Genomic DNA, 19,293 nt, shown 5'->3' with positions numbered 1-19,293 from the left:
CAATGGCTCAATCACGAGAAGCGAAAGTCTACGTCAATGGGAGCCTCGTCGGCACCCACCCGAACCCGGAACAGCTTGCTGAACAGGTACGCGATGCCCGCCGCCGCGGCGACGTGAGCGATATGGTCAACGTCTCCGTCCGGGGCCGCACCCAGGAGGTCATCATCAACGCCGACGCCGGCCGGGCCCGCCGCCCGCTGATCGTCGTCGAGGACGGCGAACCGCTGCTCGGCGACGAGGAGATCGAGGCCGTCACCGACGGCGACCTTGAGTTCGAGGATCTCGTCGACCGCGGCTACATCGAGTTTATCGACGCCGAGGAGGAAGAGGACATCCTCGTCGGCGTCGACGAGAACGATCTCACCGATCGACACACCCACCTTGAGATCGATCCCTCGCTGATCTTCGGGATCGGCGCGGGGATGATCCCCTACCCCGAACACAACGCCAGTCCCCGCATTACCATGGGCGCGGGGATGATGAAACAGTCTCTCGGGCTGCCATCCGCGAACTACCGGATCCGGCCCGACACCCGCCAACACCTGCTGCATTACCCGCAGCTCTCGATGGTCAAGACGCAGACGACCGAACAGATCGGTTACGACGACCGTCCCGCGGCCCAGAACCTCGTTGTCGCCGTGATGAGCTACGAGGGGTTCAACATCGAGGACGCCCTCGTGATGAACAAAGGGTCGGTCGACCGCGCGCTGATGCGGTCGCATTTCTTCCGAACCTACGAGGGTGAGGAGCGTCGCTACCCCGGCGGCCAGGAGGATCGCTTCGAGATCCCCGATCAGGACGTTCGCGGTGCCCGCGGTGAGGACGCTTACACCCACCTCGACGACGATGGCCTCGTCAACCCCGAGACCGTCGTCGACGAGAACTCGGTGCTGTTGGGCAAGACCAGCCCGCCACGATTCCTTGAGGAGCCCGACGACATGGGTGGGCTCTCACCCCAGAAGCGACGCGAAACCTCCGTGACGATGCGCTCCGGCGAGGACGGCGTCGTCGACACCGTCACCGTCATGGAAAACGAGGATGGCTCGATGCTCTCGAAGGTCAAAGTTCGGGACGAACGCATCCCCGAACTCGGCGACAAGTTTGCCTCCCGACACGGCCAGAAGGGCGTTGTCGGCCACCTCGCACCCCAGGAAGATATGCCGTTCACCGAGGAAGGGCTCGTCCCCGACCTCGTGCTCAATCCGCACGCCCTCCCATCGCGGATGACTGTCGGCCACGTCCTGGAGATGCTCGGCGGGAAGGTCGGCGCGCTGGAAGGTCGTCGTGTCGACGGGACGCCGTTCCAAGGCGAGGACGAAGACGAACTCCGCGGCGCGCTCGAAGAGCACGGCTTCAAATCCTCCGGCAAGGAGGTCATGTATTCGGGTGTCTCCGGCGAGAAGATCGACGCGGAGATCTTCGTCGGGACGATCTTCTACCACAAGCTCTACCACATGGTCTCGAACAAGCTGCACGCCCGCTCGCGTGGGCCGGTGCAGGTTCTCACTCGCCAGCCGACCGAGGGGCGTGCCCGCGAGGGTGGGCTCCGCGTCGGCGAGATGGAACGCGACACGATCATCGGCCACGGCGCGTCGATGGTGCTCAACGAACGCCTGCTTGAATCCTCAGACAAGGAGACAGTGTATGTTTCGGAGGACACCGGGATGATCGCTGTCGAGGATCGAGAGCAACGCCGGGTGTACGACCCGGCGACCGGCAGCGAGGACAACATCCACGAACTCGACGTGAGCTACGCGTTCAAGCTCCTCCTTGATGAGATGATGGCGCTCGGCATCCGACCAACCCTCGAACTCGAAGACGCGGTCTAAGATACAATGTCAATGCAAACACCCAAACAGCTCGGCGGGATCGATTTCGGACTGATGGATCCCGAGACGTACCGTGACATCTCGGCGACGAAAGTGATCACGGCCGACACCTACGACGACGACGGCTACCCCATCGACATGGGGCTGATGGATCCACGGCTCGGCGTGATCGACCCCGGTCTCGAATGCCGAACCTGTGGTCAACACTCCGGCTCGTGTCCCGGCCACTTCGGCCACATCGAACTCGCTGCACCGGTCATCCACGTCGGCTTTACGACGCTCATCCGGCGGCTCCTGCGAGCGACCTGTCGGGAGTGCGGCCGGCTGACGCTCACCGAGATGGAGATGGAGGAGTTCCGCGATGAGCTCGACCGCGCTGAGGATCTCGGCAAGGATCCCGACACCGTGCTGAAGGCGGCTGTCCGACAGGCCCGCAAGGCCGGCAGCTGCCCGCACTGTGGCGAGCCCCAGGCCGACATCAAACACGAGAAGCCGACGACCTACTACGAGGTTCAAAACGTCCTGTCCGGCGAGTATTCGGAGATCATCGCCGAGGCGATGCAGCCCGACGAGGACGACGAAGACGACGAGGGGATGAGCCCGCAGGCACTCTCCGACGAAACCGGCATCCCACTCGACCGCATCAACCAGATCCTCGGCGGCGAGTTCCGGCCGCGCGACGAGGGTCGTCGCGCACTTGAGAAGGCTCTCGACGTTGACCTCACCGAGGAGGACATGAACAAGCTGATGCCGAGCGATATCCGCGATTGGTTCGAGCAGATCCCCGACGAGGATATTGCGGTGCTCGGCATCGACGCCGCCGACTCCCGGCCGGAGTGGATGATCATGACCGTCCTCCCCGTCCCGCCGGTGACCGCCCGGCCATCGATCACGCTGGACAACGGCCAGCGATCCGAGGACGACCTCACCCACAAGCTGGTCGACATCATCCGGATCAACCAGCGGTTTATGGAGAACCGCGAGGCCGGTGCGCCCCAGCTCATCATCGAGGATCTTTGGGAGCTGTTGCAGTACCACGTTACCACCTTCGTCGACAACGAGATCTCGGGGACGCCGCCCGCCCGACACCGCTCGGGTCGCCCCCTGAAGACCCTCAGTCAGCGACTCAAGGGCAAGGAGGGTCGCTTCCGTGGCAGTCTGTCGGGCAAACGCGTCAACTTCTCGGCGCGAACCGTCATCTCGCCGGATCCGACGCTGAGTCTCAACGAGGTCGGCGTGCCCGACCGCGTCGCCAGCGAGATGACGATCACGATCAACGTCACCGACCGCACCATCGAGGAGGCCAAGCAGTACGTCGCCAACGGGCCGGAAACCCACCCCGGCGCGAACTACGTCAAACGGCCTGACGGCCGCCGCCTCAAAGTCACTGAGAAGAACTGCGAGGAACTCGCCACAAAGATCGATGCCGGCTGGGAGGTCAACCGCCATCTGATCGACGGCGACATCGTGATCTTCAACCGCCAGCCGTCGCTCCACCGGATGTCGATTATGGCCCACGAGGTCGTCGTGATGCCGTACAAGACGTTCCGGCTCAACACGACGGTCTGTCCGCCGTACAACGCCGACTTCGACGGCGACGAGATGAACATGCACGCCCTCCAGACCGAGGAATCCCGCGCCGAGGCGCGCGTGCTGATGCGCGTGCAGGAACAGATCCTCTCGCCGAGATTTGGCGAGAACATCATCGGCGCGATCCAGGATCACATCTCGGGTACCTACCTGCTCACCCACGACAACCCCAACTTCACCGAGACCCAGGCGCTCGACCTCCTGCGGGCGACACAGGTCGACGAACTGCCCGACCCCGACGGCGAGGACGAAAACGGCCCTTACTGGAGCGGTCGCACCGTCTTCTCGCTGCTGTTGCCCGATGAGCTGAACCTCGAATTCGATTCCTCGGCCGGCGATCAGGTCGTCATCGAGGACGGCCAGCTCAAACAGGGGACGATCGACGAGGACGCTGTCGGCGCGTTCGGCGGCGAGATCGTCGACACCATCGTGAAGAAACACTCCGAGACGCGGGCGCGGGTCTTCATCAACGAGGTCGCCGCGTTGGCGATGCGATCGATCATGCATTTCGGCTTCTCGATCGGGATCGACGACGAATCGATCCCGCCGGTCGCCGACGAGCAGGTCGACGAGGCCATCGACAACGCCTACGACCGGATCGAGGAGCTGATCGACACCTACCGGGCCGGCGATCTCGAATCGCTGCCCGGTCGGACGGTCGATGAGACCCTGGAGATGAAGATCATGCAAACGCTCGGCAAGGCCCGGGATTCCGCGGGTGAGATCGCCGAGGAACACTTCGACGACGACAACCCGGCGGTCGTGATGGCTCGCTCGGGGGCGCGTGGCTCGATGCTGAACCTCACGCAGATGGCCGGCTGTGTCGGCCAACAGGCAGTCCGCGGCGAGCGGATCAACCGCGGCTACGAGGATCGGACGCTGGCTCACTACGAGCCAAACGATCTCTCGGCGGAAGCCCACGGCTTCGTCGAAAACTCCTACCGCGGCGGGCTGACCCCGCGGGAGTTCTTCTTCCACGCGATGGGTGGCCGCGAAGGGCTGGTCGATACGGCTGTCCGTACCTCGAAATCCGGCTACCTGCAGCGACGCCTGATCAACGCGCTCTCGGAGCTTGAGGTGCAGTACGACGGCACGGTTCGGGATACCTCCGACCGTGTCGTCCAGTTCGAGTTCGGCGAGGACGGCACCTCGCCGGTGAAGGTCTCCTCCAGCGAGGACTTCGAGGTCGACGTTGAGGGGATCACCGATCGCGTCGTTGACGCCGAGTTCGACAGCGAAAGCGAAAAGGAGGCGTTCCTCAGCCCCTCCGAGCCGCCGACAAACCTCTCGGAGCACACTGACACCGCGCTGTCCTCGGAGGTGGAGTCCGATGACTGAGTACGACCACGTCACCGACGACATCAAAGCCGTCGTCGAGGACACCGAGCTTCCGCGTCGCCTCCGGCGGCGGGTGTACGACACCATCGAGGGTCGAGAGGGTGTTTCGACCGAGCAGGCCGACGAGATCGCCCGCGCCGTCGAGGCGGAGTATCTCGACGCCCGGATCGAGCCGCTGGAGCCCGCCGGCACGGTGTCGGCGCAATCGATCGGCGAACCCGGCACCCAGATGACGATGAACACCTTCCACTACGCCGGTGTCGCCGAGATCGACGTGACACAGGGGCTGCCGCGGCTCATCGAGCTGGTCGACGCCCGCAAGGAGCCCGACACGCCGATGATGACGGTGTATCTCGAAGACGAATACGCCGAAAACCGCGAGAAGGCCCGCGAGGTCGTCTGGGCGCTTGAGGCGACGAAGATCCTCGCGCTCGGCGACGTGTCGACGAACGTCGCCGACATGGTCGTCCGGATCGATCTCAACGAGGAGACGCTGTTGGAGCGGTGGCCGACCGTTGACGCCGCCGAGCCGATCGCCGAGGAGATCGCCGAAACCATCGAGGATGCCCTCGGTGTCGACACTCGCCATCAGGGGATGGCCATCGAGTTCGGCCCCAGCGAGCCGAGCTACCGGGAGCTACTCCAGCTGGTCGAGGAGCTCCGGGAGATCGTCTTCAAGGGGATCGAGGATATCAGCCGCGTCGTCATCCGCAAGGAAGAGCTCGACGACGGCGAGGAGTTCGTCCTCTACACCGAGGGGTCGGCCTTCGGCGACGTGCTCCGGATCGAGGGTGTCGATGCCAGTCGCTCGACCTGTAACAACATCCACGAGATCAACGAGGAGCTTGGCATCGAAGCTGCCCGCGAGGCGATCATCAACGAGACGATCGATACGCTCCGCGAGCAGGGTCTCGACGACGTGAACGTTCGACACCTGATGCTCGTGGCTGACATCATGACCAACGAGGGCACCATCGAGTCGATCGGCCGCCACGGCATCTCCGGCTCGAAGGACTCCGTGCTCGCGCGGGCTGCGTTCGAGGTCACGGTCAACCACCTGCTGGATGCCGCGATCCACGGCGAGAGCGACGATCTCAACGGGATCATCGAGAACGTCATCGCGGGCAAACCGGTCTCGATCGGCACCGGCGACGTGAAGCTCCGGATGGGGTCGATGGAGACATCGCCGGCTGACGACTGACGATGCGGGTCACCCTGTCGGCAGACGCAAAGCGGTTCATGCGGCTGTTCGCCGAGGCGACCGACATCAACCCCCGGGACTGTCTCGTCGAGGACGACCGCGTTGTCTTCGTTATCCCGGCCGACGAGATGGCGGATGCGATCGGCCCCGACGGCCACACCGTCGAGCGCGTCGAGGAGAAGCTCGGCCGGGAGATCGAGCTGATCGCCGACGCCGACACGCCCGCGGCGTTCGTCGAGAGCACGCTGTCGCCGGCGGCGGTACGTGGGGTGACGATCTCCGAACAGGGCGATCGGGTTGCCTACGTCGAGGTCGTCGAAGCCGACCGCGGGATCGCCATCGGGGGCGATGGCCGCCGGATCGAGACGGCCCGCAAGCTGGCCGAGCGACATTACGAGATCGACGACATTCAACTCACATGATCGCTGCCGCTGGCGCGCTGTAAACGACGCTTACCGCCTCCACGGATCTTTGCGGTCGTCAGCGACAGATTGTAAAACGTCTTCAAATCCGATTAGCGACCCCTCCGGAGCGGTCTCAGCCCGTTTCGCCGCCTCGAAAAAGGGATGCTTAAGTAGCCGCGTCCGGAAGAGCGGTCACATGGCAAACGGCAAATACGCCGCCCGCAAGCTCAAGAAAGACCGGCAGCAGCGACGCTGGTCTGACTCGGAGTACGCTCGACGCGAGCGCGGGCTCAAGAAAAAGTCCGACCCGCTTGAGGGCGCGCCGCAGGGCCGCGGCATCGTCCTCGAAAAGGTCGGCATCGAGGCAAAGCAACCGAACTCCGCGATCCGGAAATGCGTCCGGGTGCAGCTGATCAAAAACGGCAAACAGGTCACCGCGTTCTGTCCCGGTGACGGCGCGATCTCGTTCATTGACGAACACGACGAGGTCACGATCGCAGGGATCGGCGGCGCGAAGGGTCGCGCGATGGGCGACCTTTCGGGTGTCAACTACAAAGTCGAGAAGGTCAACGGCGTCTCGATGATCGAACTCGTTCGCGGCAACGCCGAGAAACCGGTGCGATAATGTCCGAAAGCGAAGCCACACCCGACGACGAGACAGTCGACGAGGCTGCGGCCGACGAGGCCGACGAGGAAGTCGTCGACGATGGCGCGAAACTGTTCGGTGTCTGGTCGGTCGCGGAGATCGAGTACAACGATCCCAGCACGAAGCGGTACATCAACGTGACGCCGATCGCTCACACGATGGGTCGACACGCCGCCAAGCAGTTCGAGAAAAGCGAGATCTCGATCGCCGAGCGGCTGATCAACCGACTGATGCAGACCGAGGACAACACCGGCAAGAAACAGCAGGCGGCCAACATCGTCAAGGATGCCTTCGAGACGGTACACGAGCAGACCGACGAAAACCCGGTGCAGGTGCTCGTTACCGCGGTCGAAAACGCCGCCCCACGCGAGGAGACGGTGCGCCTGAAATACGGCGGGATCTCGGTGCCGAAAGCCGTCGACGTGGCCCCGCAGCGACGGGTCGATGAGGCACTGAAGTTCATCGCCCAGGGCACCCACAACGGCAGCTACAAATCGCCGACCGACGCCTCCGAGGCACTGGCCCACCAGCTGATCGGTGCGGCCGACTACGACGTGGAAAGCTACTCGATCACCCAGAAAGAAGAGCGGGAACGCGTTGCGGCTGCGGCTCGCTGATACCGGACGCCGTTTTTTTGAACATACTCGATTCGCCTACCAGCGGGCAGGTGTCGGGGTCGATGGTAGGGATTCGACAGGGCTCGCCTTGGTCTTTGTTACGGGAACAACCCACATACCAAAAGCTATGTAGCTACAGTCCGAATAGTGATCACTCTCCGGCCGAACTAACGCCACCGGGCAGCGTCATCGGCCACTCATATCGATGAAACGACGAAACTTCATCCTCGGCGGCGGGCTGCTTGCGACACTGAGCCTCGGGACAACCGCGACGAACGCCAGCCTCGCGGATGCTGTATCGACGGCAGCGGATTTTCGAGTTCTCGCTGAAAAAGAAATTAATGCCAAATTAGAAGCTGTCGATACTACTGAATTTGAAACAACTACACATACGTGGGATGGTATGCCGTTTACTTCGGATGGACAGACTATTGTAGAGATCCAAGCAGATTACAACTTCAACGGAAGTGGCGGATTCGATACAGTTGACGAGGGTGCAACTATAATCGAATTTTATAGTGATCGGGGTGATAGACGCCGTGAGGCTACTTTTAACCTTCAAAACGTGAATGGTGCGACGGCAACGTTTCAGATTACCGGTGGCCAAGAAGTGATTGTAGATTCCAATGGCTCCACCAATGTCAGTATCGACATCGTCAACTTCGAAAACCCTGAAACAGGTAACTATTCAGCGGAACTCACATTTATTCGTGATGATGGCGAAAATCTCACAGTCACAGACACATTATCAACAGCAGGCGGGGTTGGACAATTTAATGTTACAATTATTGATTCTCCCAGTGAGATTACTATTGGGAATACTATTCCCATCGAGGCAGAAATCGAAAATACTGGTGCCGACGGTGGTCAAGTCATCGATCTAATTGTCGACGGCAGTGGCCAAGATAATAAACAAGTCACGCTCACAAATGACCAGACCAAGACGGTCAACCTTGAATCCAATTCGATTGATCAAGGTGGGGATGTCTCAATTGATGTCCAAAGCGAAAATGACACGGCCAGCACCACAGTGTCCGTAATCGGTGGGTGGAGTCTTGATCTTGCTCCGGCGACTGCAGGCGACAAGAACTCGACACATACGTGGAGTACCCCTGGATTTACTTTCAACGGTGAGGTCAGTGAGGTCTTCTTCGACTATTCGGGCCAATCACGTGGATTCCGGCTTGGTGGTCTCACTGCTAACGATGTGACCGTTGAAATGGAAGTTGGCGACGACGACAGTCTAACGACTATCGGTGTCGATTCTGTCACATCTCAAAACAAGGAAACTGCGACCGTCGTACTTGATCCGAATGCGGATACGACTGTCGGTGGTGAAATGAATATCGTACTCAATGGTGTCGAGAATATTAATAAAAGTGGCGAGTACTCTACTGATATCGAACTCCGCGGTGATGATACGTTCTCAGAATCGGTGACTACCGTCGTCGAATAACGCCACTGTTGCTCTCGGTTGCGGGTAAAGTCTCTCGTTGGACTCGTGGTGTTTTTATTATCCTCGATTTGCGTTACTCCGCCGTCGCGTACGCCCGCGTCATCTCCACCAGCGACTTCCGATATTCGCTTTCCGTTGGATCGTCACCCAGCGTTTTGAATCGCCGTTTGAAGCCCGCGAGATCAACCCCTGGGGCGGCCGCAGCCGCCGTGTCGGCCAGCTCGTAGAGGCGGTGTTCCGGGCTGACCAGACTGTGGCGTTCGACCAACGCCAGGGCGAAGGCGGCGTTGACGACGGTCATCTCCGGATCTGCCCCCTCTGTTTCGACTGGAGTTCCCTGTCTGCTGTCCTCTTGTTGGTCGGTGATCGCGGTTGCAAGCTTCGAGGCGAAAAAGTCGATCAGCTTGGTTGCCGGTGCGAGGGCGAGGGTGATATCGTCGGCGTAGATATCCTTCATGTGGTTGGCGATCTGATAGCAGTGTGCGAGCTTGCGGCGTTCGACCGACTCGCCGGCCAGCCCGAGAAACAGGGCTTCGTCGGTCGACTGGGTGTGGGAGGCATGGCGTTGCTCGTAGCGGGCCATGTGGGCGAACTCGTGTAAGGCGAGCTCCCGTGCGAGGACGCTGGTGGCCGCCTGTCGGGAGATGTTGAGAACGTGGCGGTCGTCGTAGTGGGCCGCCCACGTTCGCTCGTCTGGGTTTTCGCGGATGTGTACCTCGACGGGTCGTGAGAGACTGTATTCGGTTTCGAGGAGATCGGCCGCGCTCAAAAACGGATCCGGGGCGACCGTCCCCTGGACGCGAACATCCATGTGTGAGTGTACCAAGGGATGGCAGCTATATGGGTGTTTCGCGGCTATACATGGTTGTCAGTTGAGAAGCTGAATCAGTGACTTAGGTGTAGAAAGCCCTCGGCTCTCTCGACCGCCGAAAGACTCGCTCCGCTCGTCTTTCGAGGTTCTGCTCGCTTCGTCGCCGGCCTACGGCCGGCTTCCAGCGGGATCTACGATCCCGCCCGGCTCGCAGAACTCCCGCGGCTCGCTGTGCTCCTCACTCGCTTCGCTCGTTGCGGTGCTTGCGTCGTCCCCAGAAATCGGAGATTTCTGGTGTGCGGACGAGAGCGAAGCTCTCGTCAACGCCGGGGTTCGTCGAGAGAGCCTCGCCCTTTCAGTCTACCAGAAGCGAAGCTTCTGGTCGCCCGAAAATCTTCGATTTTCGCAGGCCGCCAGGGGGCGCAGTTGATCAGTCGGCTGACCCGCTGTTTGGCTGCTCTTATTCCAACACCGTCGTCGACTAAACAAGAAAACGGTCAGTATCCAGTACGCAACTTAGTGGTCGCCGCCGTCGGCGACAGGCTCACCGGCGCGGTCGTTGAGGTGTGCTTCGGCGTTGTAGTCTTCGGGCTTGCCACCGAGGTCTTCCGCCAGTGCCTCGCGGATTTCCGCACGCTGGTCGTCCATTGCTTCGCGGAGAGCCTCGAACTCTGCGTCTGTCACGCGTTCCACTAGCTTTCACCACCGTCAGCAACCGGTTTTCGCCGATAGTCCTCTGGATCGCCACCGAGATCCTCGGCGAGGGCCTCGCGGAGCTGTTCGGCCTGTTCGTCCATCGCTGCCTCAAACTCGGCGATCTCCTCGTCGGTCATCGGGTCTTGATCTCGTGCCATGTTTCGAACCTGTTGATGTATCGTTCGGCGTGCTGATTCAAGTGTTCTTCGGCGAATGTGAGAGCCTCACCCGCCCTCATCGGCGGGAAGACCTCTTCTGACCGGAGTTTATCACCGTCACGATACACGTCCATGTGGACGCCCTCTTCGGTCACATCGTGGGCGTGGTCGCTCTTCGGATCGTGGTCGAAGCGAACCACTTCCATCCACTCACCGTCGACTCGGTATTCCAACTGGACGACAAATCGGGTCACTGTCCCTCGGTGCTGTGTGTAGCCGATGCGTCGCCGGGTTCGATGTTTCAGCGGGGTGGTGTACTCCCGGTCGTATTCGCGCGGTTCCTTCTCGCCCATTGTCATTTCGGTCGACCGCCGGGATTGTAGTTCGGTCGGTCGTTTCGCGGCACGTGGTCGTTGTCGCTCTCGACTCTCATCATGCCGTCGCACCCTGTGGCAACCCACCACACACGCAGCCGTCGGTTTTCGGCCCCTGACCGTCGTATGCGGGCGAATCCCCGCGAGGAGAAACACTATGCTTTTCACCCTCCTGCCGGTACGCGTCTGTATAATGGGCCGACGAAAAAAGATCGTCAACGAGTGTGAGCGGCTGATGGACGAGCCGGAGAACATCCGGAACATCGCCATCGCCGCCCACGTCGACCACGGAAAGACGACGCTGACAGACAACCTGCTCGCCGGCGCGGGCATGATCTCCGACGAGACCGCCGGCCAGCAGCTGGCGATGGACACCGAGGAGGACGAACAGGAACGCGGGATCACCATCGACGCGGCGAACGTTTCGATGACCCACGAGTACGAGGACACCAACCACCTCATCAACCTCATCGACACGCCGGGCCACGTCGACTTCGGTGGCGACGTGACCCGAGCGATGCGCGCTGTCGACGGCGCGCTCGTCGTTGTCGACGCCGTCGAGGGCGCGATGCCGCAGACCGAGACCGTCCTCCGGCAGGCACTCCGCGAGGGTGTCAAACCCGCGCTCTTCATCAACAAGGTCGACCGGCTCATCAACGAGCTCCAGGAAGGCCCCGAGGAGATGCAAAAGCGGCTGCTGTCGGTGATCTCCGATGTCAACGAGCTCATCCGCGGGATGACCGAGGAGGAGGACTACGACTGGACCGTCTCCGTCGAAGACGGCACCGTCGGCTTCGGCTCCGCGCTCTACAAGTGGGGCGTCTCGATGCCGTCGATGCAGCGCACCGGCATCGACTTCGGCGACATCATGGAGCTCGAACGCAGTGGCGAGGAGGGCCGCGAGGAACTGCAGGAGCGAACCCCGCTGTCGAACGTCGTCCTCGACATGGTCGCCGAGCACTTCCCGAACCCTGTCGACGCCCAGCCCCGTCGTATCCCGACGGTCTGGCGTGGCGACGCCGACTCCGACCTTGCCGAAAGCATGCGGCTGGTCGACGAGGACGGCGAGGTCGTCTTCATGTCGACGGATATCTCGATGGATCCCCACGCCGGCGAGATCGCTACCGGACGCTTGTTCTCCGGAACGATCGAGAAGGGCCAGAATCTCTATGTCTCCGGCACCGCGGGCACCAACCGCGTCCAGTCGGTTGGTATCTTCATGGGTGGCGAACGCGAGGAGGTCGACCGCGTTCCGGCCGGCAACATCGCCGCCGTCACCGGCCTGAAGGACGCGATCGCTGGCTCGACAGTCTCCAGCGTCGAGATGACGCCGTTCGAGTCAATCGAGCACATCTCCGAGCCCGTCATCACGAAGAGTGTCGAGGCGAAGACGATGGACGATCTGCCAAAGCTCATCGAGGTGCTCCAGCAGGTCGCCAAGGAGGATCCGACGATCCAGATCGAGATCAACGAGGACACCGGCGAACACCTGATCTCCGGCCAGGGCGAGCTTCACCTCGAAGTCATCACCCACCGCATCCGCGACAATCAGGGGATCGATGTCCACACCGGCGAACCGATCGTCGTCTTCCGCGAGCAACCACAGGAGGAATCCCGCGAGGTCGAGGGTGTCTCGCCGAACCGCCACAACAAGTTCTACATCACCGCCGAGCCGATGGATCAGGACATCGTCGATGCGATCCATCTCGGCAAAGCGTCGATGGATATGCCGGAGCTCGAACGCCGTGAAGCCCTGCAGGAAGCCGGCATGGACAAAGACACCTCCCAGAACGTCGAACACATCTTCAACACCAACGTCCTCATCGACGAAACGAAGGGGATTCAGCACCTCAACGAGACGATGGAGCTCGTCATCGAGGGGCTCGAAGATGCCCTCGAAGACGGTCCACTCGCCGCCGAGCCCGTCCAGGGCGCGCTGCTGCGCCTTCACGACGCCAAGCTCCACGAGGACACCATCCACCGTGGTCCGGCACAGGTCATCCCGGCTGTCCGCGATGCGGTGCACCGCTCGCTGATCGACGCGCGGATCAAGATGCTCGAACCGATTCAGGATGTCCGCATCGATGTGCCCTCGGAGTACATGGGCGATGCCTCCGGCGAGATTCAGGGTCGCCGCGGCCGCGTCGACGACATGTACCAGGAGGGTGACCTCATGGTCATCGAGGGGATCGCTCCCGTCGAAGAGATGATCGGGTTCTCCTCCGATATTCGCTCGGCCACTGAGGGTCGTGCCTCCTGGAACACCGAGAACGCCGGCTTCCGCGTGCTGGTCGACAGCCTCCAGCCCGAGATCATCAGCGAGATCCGCGAGCGCAAAGGGATGAAGCAGGAACTCCCGCCGAGTATCGACTACATCTAACGCTGTCGACGCGCTGTGGTTTCTGATCTGCTGTTTTCGCTGTCAGAGAGCCGCCTTCGATGCAGTCTTATACCGTCCGTCAAAACGTGACACCTGTATGCCGACGGACACGGCACGTTCCCGACCGACCAGTATCGCACGACGGAGCCGCGGCTCTCTGTCGGGATCAACACCGACACCGTGTCCGACCACAACACCGGATCTCACGACGCCGCAGCGAGGTGGTCGCCGATGAGCGACACCGCAAGCGAAGTCCAGACGCACACCATCCGGCTCGAACTCGTTGACGAACCCGGCGAGCTGCTGGGAGCACTTGAACCGATCTCGGAGGCCGGCGGCAATCTCATGTCGATCTACCACGAGCGCGGCAACGTCACCCCGCGGGGTCACATCCCCGTTGAGGTCGACGTTTCGTGTGCGCCGGATCGCTTCGATCGGATCGTCGACTCCCTGCGTGAGGCCGGCGTCAACGTGATTCAGGCCGGCTCCGAGCGGTACGACGAGGAACTGGTCGTTCTCCTGGTCGGTCACCTCGTTGACACCGATCTCTCGGATACTCTCCAGCAGGTCGAGGCCTGCGCCAACGCGTCGCTGACCGACCTCTCGCTGTCGGCACCTCGCGGCAACGACGACAGTTCGAGTGCCCGAATGCGCCTGAAAACCAAATCAGGGACGACCGATGCGGTGCTGTCGACGCTTCGAGAGATCGCCGACGGCAAGGATCTCCATGTCATCGAGCCGCTCACGGAGGGCACCCAATGACGGGCGCACGACTCGCCGTCCTCGGCGTCGGCGCGGTCGGCCGCTCGGTCGTCGAGTTGGCCGCCGAGTACGGCCACACCATCACCGCCGTCGCCGACTCCTCGTCGGCCGCGATCGACGCTGACGGGATCGACACCGAAGCTGTCCTCGACCGCAAAGCCGACGAGGGCGTCGTTGGCGACGCCGACCCCGACGACGCGCTTGATGCCGACTACGACGTGTTGGTCGAGGCAACCCCGACAACGCTCGGCGACGCCGAACCCGGATTTTCACATGTCGCCCACGCGCTCAACCGCGACAAACACGCCGTCCTCGCTAACAAGGGGCCGGTCGCCGAGCGGTACGGCGACCTCCGCGAGTTGGAAGCCGACAGCGACGGTCAGATCAGATTTGAGGCGACCGTCGGCGGTGCGATCCCGATCTGCTCGACGATCGACGACTTCGGCCCGGATCACATCACCGCCGCTCGCGGTGTGCTCAACGGCACCGCGAACTTCATCCTCTCGCGGATGGCCGCCGAGGGGCTGGATTACGATCACGTGCTGGCGGAGGCCCAGGATCTCGGCGTCGCCGAGGCCGACCCGACGTTCGATGTGGAGGGGATCGACGCCGCGCTGAAGTTCGTCATCCTCTCGAACGTCCTTGCTGACGGCGACGAGGAGTACACTCTCGATGACGCAACGGTTGAGGGGATCACCGACATCCCCGGTACCGCGCTCGAACTCGCCGCTGAAGACGGCCGGACGATCCGGCTGATCGGCGAGGCGACACCGGAGGGTGTCAGTGTCGGCCCGCGACTCGTCCCCGACGACGGCCCGCTGTCGGTGACAGGGACGCTCAACATCGTCCAACTGGAGACGACACATGCCGGCCGGCTCAACATCAGCGGCCGGGGTGCTGGCGGCCCCGAAACGGCGACCGCGGTGCTGTCGGATGTGAGTCGGCTCACCCAGTAAGTCGGGCTGTCGGCTTCGATTCCGGCTTTTTCAACGAGCTACGGCCTGTTTGGGTTGCCACCGGCGTTGTTGCTGTTTCCATCGTTGCCGGCGTTATCGGTACTCCTGCTACCTCCAGCGTCGTCGTTATCGTCGTTGGGTTCGCCGCCGGCGTTCTCGCTGTTGCCGCCGCCGCGTCGCTCGCTGGGTTCAGTCGGGGTCGCGCTGCGATCACGACCGGCTTCCCCCGGTGTCCGAGCTTGCTCGCTGGTGTTCGTTGCCCCTTGCCCTGAGGGGCCGCGAGCACCGGCCTGTCCACCGCGCTCACCGGCTTCGCCCGCCATTGAACTGCCAGGGGTCGCTCGATCTGCACCCGGTGTCCCCATCGGCGGGCCACGACCACCGCCGGCCATCGGGTTTCGGGCGGCGGTGCCGCCGATCGAGCGGGCGATCGCAGCGGTTTCAGGGCCACCGAGGGTTCGCGCGTCGCCCCGGAGTTGTTCGATGGCGGAGACGTTGATGTTGGCGCGCTCTCTGACCGCGTCAGGCAGCCGGCGGGCGGTGCGGTTCAGCTGGGCGGCGTCGCGTTCGGTGTCGGCCGCCTGCGCGGCGACGGTGGCGACCCTGGCTCGATACTCGGCGTTTGAGATGGTGCCGTTTGCCCGCGCTTCCCGGAGGGCAGCGAGACGATCGGTCTGGCTGGCTAGCTGGGCTCGTGTGGTGTTCTGGCGTTCGGCGATGATCGCGGCGCGTTCTTCGTCGCTGTCGACGTTAGCGACACGGAGACCAAAGGTTCGGTTGTCGAGATCGCTGTCGACCTCGGCCTGCTGTACGCCGACAACGCCGGCGAGTTGGGCCCCCGGCGCGGTCGCGTTTGCGGTCGTGTCGTTTGCGGCGACTTGTGGAGCTGCTGTCGTTGCCGGCCCAGCGGTGGCGGTGACGCCGCCGGCGATGACCGCCAGTACGACTACCGCGGCCGCGAGGAGGGCGGTTCCAAACAGCGTCGTCGGTCGGTTCATGATAGTTTCTCGTAAGCACTCACATCGGTTATAAATCGATGGTGGTATCGCCGAATTACCGCCGTTTTCGCCGAGTTGCGTTCGGTTCATCACGTCGACTGCCGGCGATTCGACCGAGTCGTGGCGATCGGCTACTCATCGGTTTCCCCATCGTCATCATCGACCAATCGCTCGTCCGGGAAGGTGAGGACGTTTTCGCGGCCGATCCGGAAGGAGTCGATCTCTCCGTCCTCCCGCAGCCCGCTGACGACCTTGCTTGTCTTGGCGTCGGTCCAGCCGAGCTCCTCGATGACCTGTTTCTGTTTCATCCGGCCGCCGTAGTCGTCGAGCAGGCGAAGCACCTGTTCCTCGTTGCTGAGGAGCTCCGGATCAGGCTCGTCGTCGGCCGTGGCTGCTGTCGTCTCGGCGTCGTCGCCCGGTTGATCCGCGGGTGTCGCATCGGGCTCGTCGTCGGCTTCGTTTGCGGCGGCTGCCGGCGACGGGCTGTCGGCGGGACTCGGCGGTCGCTGGTAGAACCAGCCGCCGACACCCGCAAGCAGGATAACGATGATGACGCCGATCAGCATGCCCGGTGTGAGCCCGCTCCCGCTCTCGGCAACGACGATCCGGGGTTCACCCGTCACGAAGTCCGTCGAATCGCCGTCCCAGACGACAGCGTTGTCCGGGGTTTCGTCGGCTGCGGGCGTCACCGAGTCGGCTGTGTAGCCATCGGGCCACTGCACCCGAAGCCGGGTTTGGTCGTCGAGAAAGAAGCCGTCGATGGCGTCGCCGGCCCGGAGTTCGTCGTCGTTCGTGGCTGCGAAGTTCTCCCAGGTGAAGCGGTAGGTAACGATCCCGTACTCCCGGCCGAGTGACTGGGTTTCGGTGTCGACGCTGAAATTCTCGGCGGCCATCTCACGGTCGGTCGTGTTTTCGGCGGTGGCGACCGTCCGGCGGATCCGCTCGGCGAAGGGGTTGGTGTACGACGCCGGGTCGTCGGCGATATCGGCTTGCAGTGATTCGAAGGCGGCCTCCTCCTCGTCGGTCTCAAGGATGCGCCGGAAGGCGAGTTCCCACTCGGCGGTGCCGTTCTCGGCGAGACTGATCGTGATCCGAACATCGTCGGCGTTGACGCCCGTCTGTTGGGCGACCCCGTCCAGCTGGCCGCTGGCGGGTGTGGCCGCAACGGTCGCTGTGCCGGCCACGGTGACGGCGAGCAACAGCACGAACAGCCCGATCCGCAGTTGCATAGGAGGTGCGTTGGTGTGTGGTGAGTTAATACCCCTGTTCCCTCCACAGTGAGTACCATCGACCACGACCCACATAGCATGGTATGTGCTCCCACAAACCGCAAGACGGCGTCGGGCTTTTTCGACCGACGTATCGTAATGGTTTTACGGGGAACAGTCGAAAGAGGCTGCACAGAACGCCTTAGCGCGTTACTTTACCCATGAGCGACAAACCACACCAAAACCTGGCCATCATCGGCCACGTTGACCACGGCAAAAGCACGCTCGTGGGACGCCTCCTGTACGAGACAGGCTCCGTCCCCGAGCACGTGATCGAACAGCACAAAGAAGAGGCCGAGGAGAAGGGCAAGGGCGGCTTCGAGTTCGCCTACGTCATGGACAACCTCGCCGAGGAGCGAGAGCGCGGTGTCACCATCGACATCGCCCACCAGGAGTTCGACACGGACAAATACTACTTCACCATCGTCGACTGTCCGGGCCACCGTGACTTCGTGAAGAACATGATCACCGGTGCCTCGCAGGCTGACAACGCGGTACTCGTCGTCGCTGCCGACGACGGTGTCGCACCCCAGACCCGCGAGCACGTCTTCCTCGCCCGCACGCTCGGTATCAACGAGCTCATCGTCGGCGTCAACAAGATGGATCTTGTCGACTACGGCGAGGCCGAATACGAGTCGGTCAAAGACGAGGTCACCGACCTCCTCAACCAGGTTCGCTTCGACACCGAGAACGCGAGCTTCATCCCGATCTCGGCGTTCGAAGGCGACAACATCGCCGAGGCCTCCGACAACACGGGCTGGTACAGCGGCGACACGCTGCTGGAAGCCCTCAACGACCTGCCGGAAGTCGAGCCGCCGACGGACGCGCCGCTCCGACTCCCGATCCAGGACGTCTACACCATCTCCGGTATCGGTACCGTCCCGGTCGGACGGATCGAAACCGGCACCCTCGAACCGGGCAACAACGTCTCCTTCCAGCCCTCGGATGTCGGCGGCGAGGTCAAGACCGTCGAGATGCACCACGAGGAAGTGCCCTCGGCTGGTCCCGGTGACAACGTCGGCTTCAACGTCCGCGGTGTCGGCAAGGACGACATCCGGCGCGGTGATGTCTGTGGCCCCGCCGACGACCCGCCGAGCGTCGCCGAGACGTTCCAGGCCCAGCTCGTCGTCATGCAGCACCCGTCGGTGATCACCTCGGGGTACACGCCGGTCTTCCACGCTCACACGGCGCAGGTCGCCTGTACCATCGAGTCCATCGACCAGAAGCTTGACCCCTCGACGGGCGAGGTCGCCGAGGAGAACCCGGACTTCATCCAGTCGGGCGACGCCGCCATCGTGACGGTGCGTCCGCAGAAACCGCTCAGCATCGAGCCCTCGGGTGAGATTCCGGAGCTCGGCAGCTTCGCGGTTCGGGACATGGGCCAGACCATCGCGGCCGGCAAAGTGCTCGAAGTCAACGAGCGATAAATGCAGCAAGCACGTGTCCGCCTCGCCGGAACCCATCCCGAGGATCTCGACGACATCTGCGACGACGTGCGGGAGATCGCCGAGAAAACCGGCGTCACGCTCAGCGGCCCGATCCCGCTGCCGACGAAGACGCTGGAGATCCCCTCGCGGAAGTCGCCTGACGGCGAAGGCACCGCGACGTGGGAGCACTGGGAGATGCGCGTCCACAAACGGCTGATCGATCTGGACGCCGACGAACGCGCGCTCCGCCAGCTCATGCGTGTGCAGGTGCCCAACGAAGTCAGCATCGAGATCGTTCTCGAAGACTGAGCCGGCTCGTGGGTCACACCCACCGGCCGCTGGTGCCGCGCTAAGGCCATCACGGTCGCCCCGATTTTTCGTT

18 protein-coding genes are annotated in these 19,293 nt (G+C 62.6%); 12 read left to right on the top strand and 6 right to left on the bottom strand.

Features of this window, described 5'->3' with window-relative positions:
* The first annotated feature begins 2 nt into the window (after window positions 1–2).
* The 7 genes from rpoB (at window position 3) to EWF95_RS05285 (ending at window position 9,081) form a co-directional block, all read left to right on the top strand.
* Window positions 3–1,829 (top strand): DNA-directed RNA polymerase subunit B, encoded by a 1,827-nt coding sequence (gene rpoB, locus EWF95_RS05315; protein ID WP_142442992.1) that lies wholly within the window; start codon window positions 3–5, stop codon window positions 1,827–1,829.
* A gap of 12 nt (window positions 1,830–1,841) precedes the next feature.
* Window positions 1,842–4,757 (top strand): DNA-directed RNA polymerase subunit A', encoded by a 2,916-nt coding sequence (locus EWF95_RS05310; RefSeq protein WP_142443165.1) that lies wholly within the window; start codon window positions 1,842–1,844, stop codon window positions 4,755–4,757.
* Complete coding sequence (gene rpoA2 / locus EWF95_RS05305; RefSeq protein WP_142442991.1) at window positions 4,750–5,958, top strand: DNA-directed RNA polymerase subunit A''; 1,209 nt, start codon at window positions 4,750–4,752, stop codon at window positions 5,956–5,958. The genes EWF95_RS05310 and rpoA2 overlap by 8 nt, the downstream gene beginning before the upstream one ends.
* Before the next feature lie 2 nt (window positions 5,959–5,960).
* Window positions 5,961–6,380 (top strand): NusA-like transcription termination signal-binding factor, encoded by a 420-nt coding sequence (locus EWF95_RS05300; RefSeq protein ID WP_142442990.1) that lies wholly within the window; start codon window positions 5,961–5,963, stop codon window positions 6,378–6,380.
* A 178-nt stretch (window positions 6,381–6,558) separates the two neighbouring features.
* Window positions 6,559–6,987, top strand: a complete 429-nt coding sequence (locus EWF95_RS05295) for a 30S ribosomal protein S12 (protein WP_021040854.1) — start codon at window positions 6,559–6,561, stop codon at window positions 6,985–6,987.
* A complete protein-coding gene (locus EWF95_RS05290; RefSeq protein WP_142442989.1) occupies window positions 6,987–7,625 on the top strand; it encodes a 30S ribosomal protein S7 in 639 nt (212 codons plus the stop codon). The genes EWF95_RS05295 and EWF95_RS05290 overlap by 1 nt, the downstream gene beginning before the upstream one ends.
* A gap of 205 nt (window positions 7,626–7,830) precedes the next feature.
* Entirely contained in the window at window positions 7,831–9,081 is a 1,251-nt protein-coding gene (locus EWF95_RS05285) for a hypothetical protein (RefSeq protein ID WP_142442988.1), read from the top strand.
* Window positions 9,082–9,154: 73 nt separating this feature from the next.
* Here the strand turns inward: EWF95_RS05285 and EWF95_RS05280 are convergent, their stop codons facing one another.
* The 4 genes from EWF95_RS05280 to EWF95_RS05275 all read right to left on the bottom strand — a co-directional run bounded on the left by EWF95_RS05280 (window position 9,155) and on the right by EWF95_RS05275 (window position 11,099).
* Entirely contained in the window at window positions 9,155–9,892 is a 738-nt protein-coding gene (locus tag EWF95_RS05280) for a DUF5781 family protein (protein WP_142442987.1), read from the bottom strand.
* Window positions 9,893–10,408: 516 nt separating this feature from the next.
* On the bottom strand, window positions 10,409–10,585 hold the full coding sequence (locus EWF95_RS13495) for a hypothetical protein (protein WP_185911721.1): 177 nt from the start codon (window positions 10,583–10,585) through the stop codon (window positions 10,409–10,411).
* Window positions 10,585–10,725 (bottom strand): hypothetical protein, encoded by a 141-nt coding sequence (locus EWF95_RS13490; protein WP_185911701.1) that lies wholly within the window; start codon window positions 10,723–10,725, stop codon window positions 10,585–10,587. The genes EWF95_RS13495 and EWF95_RS13490 overlap by 1 nt, the downstream gene beginning before the upstream one ends.
* On the bottom strand, window positions 10,722–11,099 hold the full coding sequence (locus EWF95_RS05275; RefSeq protein WP_142442986.1) for a DUF7718 family protein: 378 nt from the start codon (window positions 11,097–11,099) through the stop codon (window positions 10,722–10,724). The genes EWF95_RS13490 and EWF95_RS05275 overlap by 4 nt, the downstream gene beginning before the upstream one ends.
* Before the next feature lie 214 nt (window positions 11,100–11,313).
* Between EWF95_RS05275 and EWF95_RS05270 the strand changes: the two genes are divergently transcribed.
* The 3 genes from EWF95_RS05270 to EWF95_RS05260 all read left to right on the top strand — a co-directional run bounded on the left by EWF95_RS05270 (window position 11,314) and on the right by EWF95_RS05260 (window position 15,218).
* Window positions 11,314–13,500, top strand: coding sequence for an elongation factor EF-2 (locus EWF95_RS05270; protein ID WP_142442985.1), 2,187 nt, complete (start codon window positions 11,314–11,316; stop codon window positions 13,498–13,500).
* Window positions 13,501–13,731: 231 nt separating this feature from the next.
* The gene (locus EWF95_RS05265; RefSeq protein WP_142442984.1) at window positions 13,732–14,262 is read left to right on the top strand and encodes an amino acid-binding protein; all 531 of its coding nucleotides are present in this window, start codon (window positions 13,732–13,734) and stop codon (window positions 14,260–14,262) included.
* Window positions 14,259–15,218 carry a homoserine dehydrogenase gene (locus tag EWF95_RS05260; protein WP_142442983.1) on the top strand — a complete coding sequence of 320 codons (960 nt, stop codon included), beginning with the start codon at window positions 14,259–14,261 and terminating at the stop codon, window positions 15,216–15,218. Before EWF95_RS05265 ends, EWF95_RS05260 begins: the two co-directional genes overlap by 4 nt.
* A gap of 38 nt (window positions 15,219–15,256) precedes the next feature.
* Here the strand turns inward: EWF95_RS05260 and EWF95_RS05255 are convergent, their stop codons facing one another.
* Together EWF95_RS05255 and EWF95_RS05250 are read right to left on the bottom strand one after the other, a co-directional pair.
* Entirely contained in the window at window positions 15,257–16,216 is a 960-nt protein-coding gene (locus tag EWF95_RS05255) for a hypothetical protein (RefSeq protein ID WP_142442982.1), read from the bottom strand.
* Window positions 16,217–16,347: 131 nt separating this feature from the next.
* Window positions 16,348–17,445 (bottom strand): helix-turn-helix transcriptional regulator, encoded by a 1,098-nt coding sequence (locus EWF95_RS05250; RefSeq protein ID WP_142442981.1) that lies wholly within the window; start codon window positions 17,443–17,445, stop codon window positions 16,348–16,350.
* Between the two features lie 200 nt (window positions 17,446–17,645).
* On the opposite strand from EWF95_RS05250, the gene tuf reads away from it, so the two are divergent.
* The gene (gene tuf, locus EWF95_RS05245; RefSeq protein ID WP_142442980.1) at window positions 17,646–18,911 is read left to right on the top strand and encodes a translation elongation factor EF-1 subunit alpha; all 1,266 of its coding nucleotides are present in this window, start codon (window positions 17,646–17,648) and stop codon (window positions 18,909–18,911) included.
* Entirely contained in the window at window positions 18,912–19,220 is a 309-nt protein-coding gene (gene rpsJ / locus EWF95_RS05240) for a 30S ribosomal protein S10 (protein ID WP_021060477.1), read from the top strand.
* Window positions 19,221–19,293: the final 73 nt, after the last annotated feature.

It is taken from the genome of Halonotius roseus, from assembly GCF_006861655.1.
GTDB lineage: Archaea > Halobacteriota > Halobacteria > Halobacteriales > Haloferacaceae > Halonotius > Halonotius roseus.
The sequence above is the reverse complement of the archived record's forward strand: the minus strand, read 5'-3'. Positions and strand labels throughout refer to the sequence as shown.

Bases quoted from the DNA above. Each gene is read 5' to 3' on its own strand.
- EWF95_RS05265 (WP_142442984.1), top strand. From the start codon at position 13,732: ATGAGCGACACCGCAAGCGAAGTCCAGACGCACACCATCCGGCTCGAA.
- EWF95_RS05270 (WP_142442985.1), top strand. From the start codon at position 11,314: ATGGGCCGACGAAAAAAGATCGTCAACGAGTGTGAGCGGCTGATGGAC.
- EWF95_RS05255 (WP_142442982.1), bottom strand. From the start codon at position 16,216: ATGAACCGACCGACGACGCTGTTTGGAACCGCCCTCCTCGCGGCCGCG.
- tuf (WP_142442980.1), top strand. From the start codon at position 17,646: ATGAGCGACAAACCACACCAAAACCTGGCCATCATCGGCCACGTTGAC.
- rpsJ (WP_021060477.1), top strand. From the start codon at position 18,912: ATGCAGCAAGCACGTGTCCGCCTCGCCGGAACCCATCCCGAGGATCTC.
- EWF95_RS05310 (WP_142443165.1), top strand. From the start codon at position 1,842: ATGCAAACACCCAAACAGCTCGGCGGGATCGATTTCGGACTGATGGAT.
- EWF95_RS05260 (WP_142442983.1), top strand. From the start codon at position 14,259: ATGACGGGCGCACGACTCGCCGTCCTCGGCGTCGGCGCGGTCGGCCGC.
- EWF95_RS05280 (WP_142442987.1), bottom strand. From the start codon at position 9,892: ATGGATGTTCGCGTCCAGGGGACGGTCGCCCCGGATCCGTTTTTGAGC.
- EWF95_RS13490 (WP_185911701.1), bottom strand. From the start codon at position 10,725: ATGACCGACGAGGAGATCGCCGAGTTTGAGGCAGCGATGGACGAACAG.
- EWF95_RS05300 (WP_142442990.1), top strand. From the start codon at position 5,961: ATGCGGGTCACCCTGTCGGCAGACGCAAAGCGGTTCATGCGGCTGTTC.
- EWF95_RS05290 (WP_142442989.1), top strand. From the start codon at position 6,987: ATGTCCGAAAGCGAAGCCACACCCGACGACGAGACAGTCGACGAGGCT.
- EWF95_RS05250 (WP_142442981.1), bottom strand. From the start codon at position 17,445: ATGCAACTGCGGATCGGGCTGTTCGTGCTGTTGCTCGCCGTCACCGTG.
- EWF95_RS05295 (WP_021040854.1), top strand. From the start codon at position 6,559: ATGGCAAACGGCAAATACGCCGCCCGCAAGCTCAAGAAAGACCGGCAG.
- EWF95_RS05285 (WP_142442988.1), top strand. From the start codon at position 7,831: ATGAAACGACGAAACTTCATCCTCGGCGGCGGGCTGCTTGCGACACTG.
- EWF95_RS05275 (WP_142442986.1), bottom strand. From the start codon at position 11,099: ATGGGCGAGAAGGAACCGCGCGAATACGACCGGGAGTACACCACCCCG.
- rpoA2 (WP_142442991.1), top strand. From the start codon at position 4,750: ATGACTGAGTACGACCACGTCACCGACGACATCAAAGCCGTCGTCGAG.
- rpoB (WP_142442992.1), top strand. From the start codon at position 3: ATGGCTCAATCACGAGAAGCGAAAGTCTACGTCAATGGGAGCCTCGTC.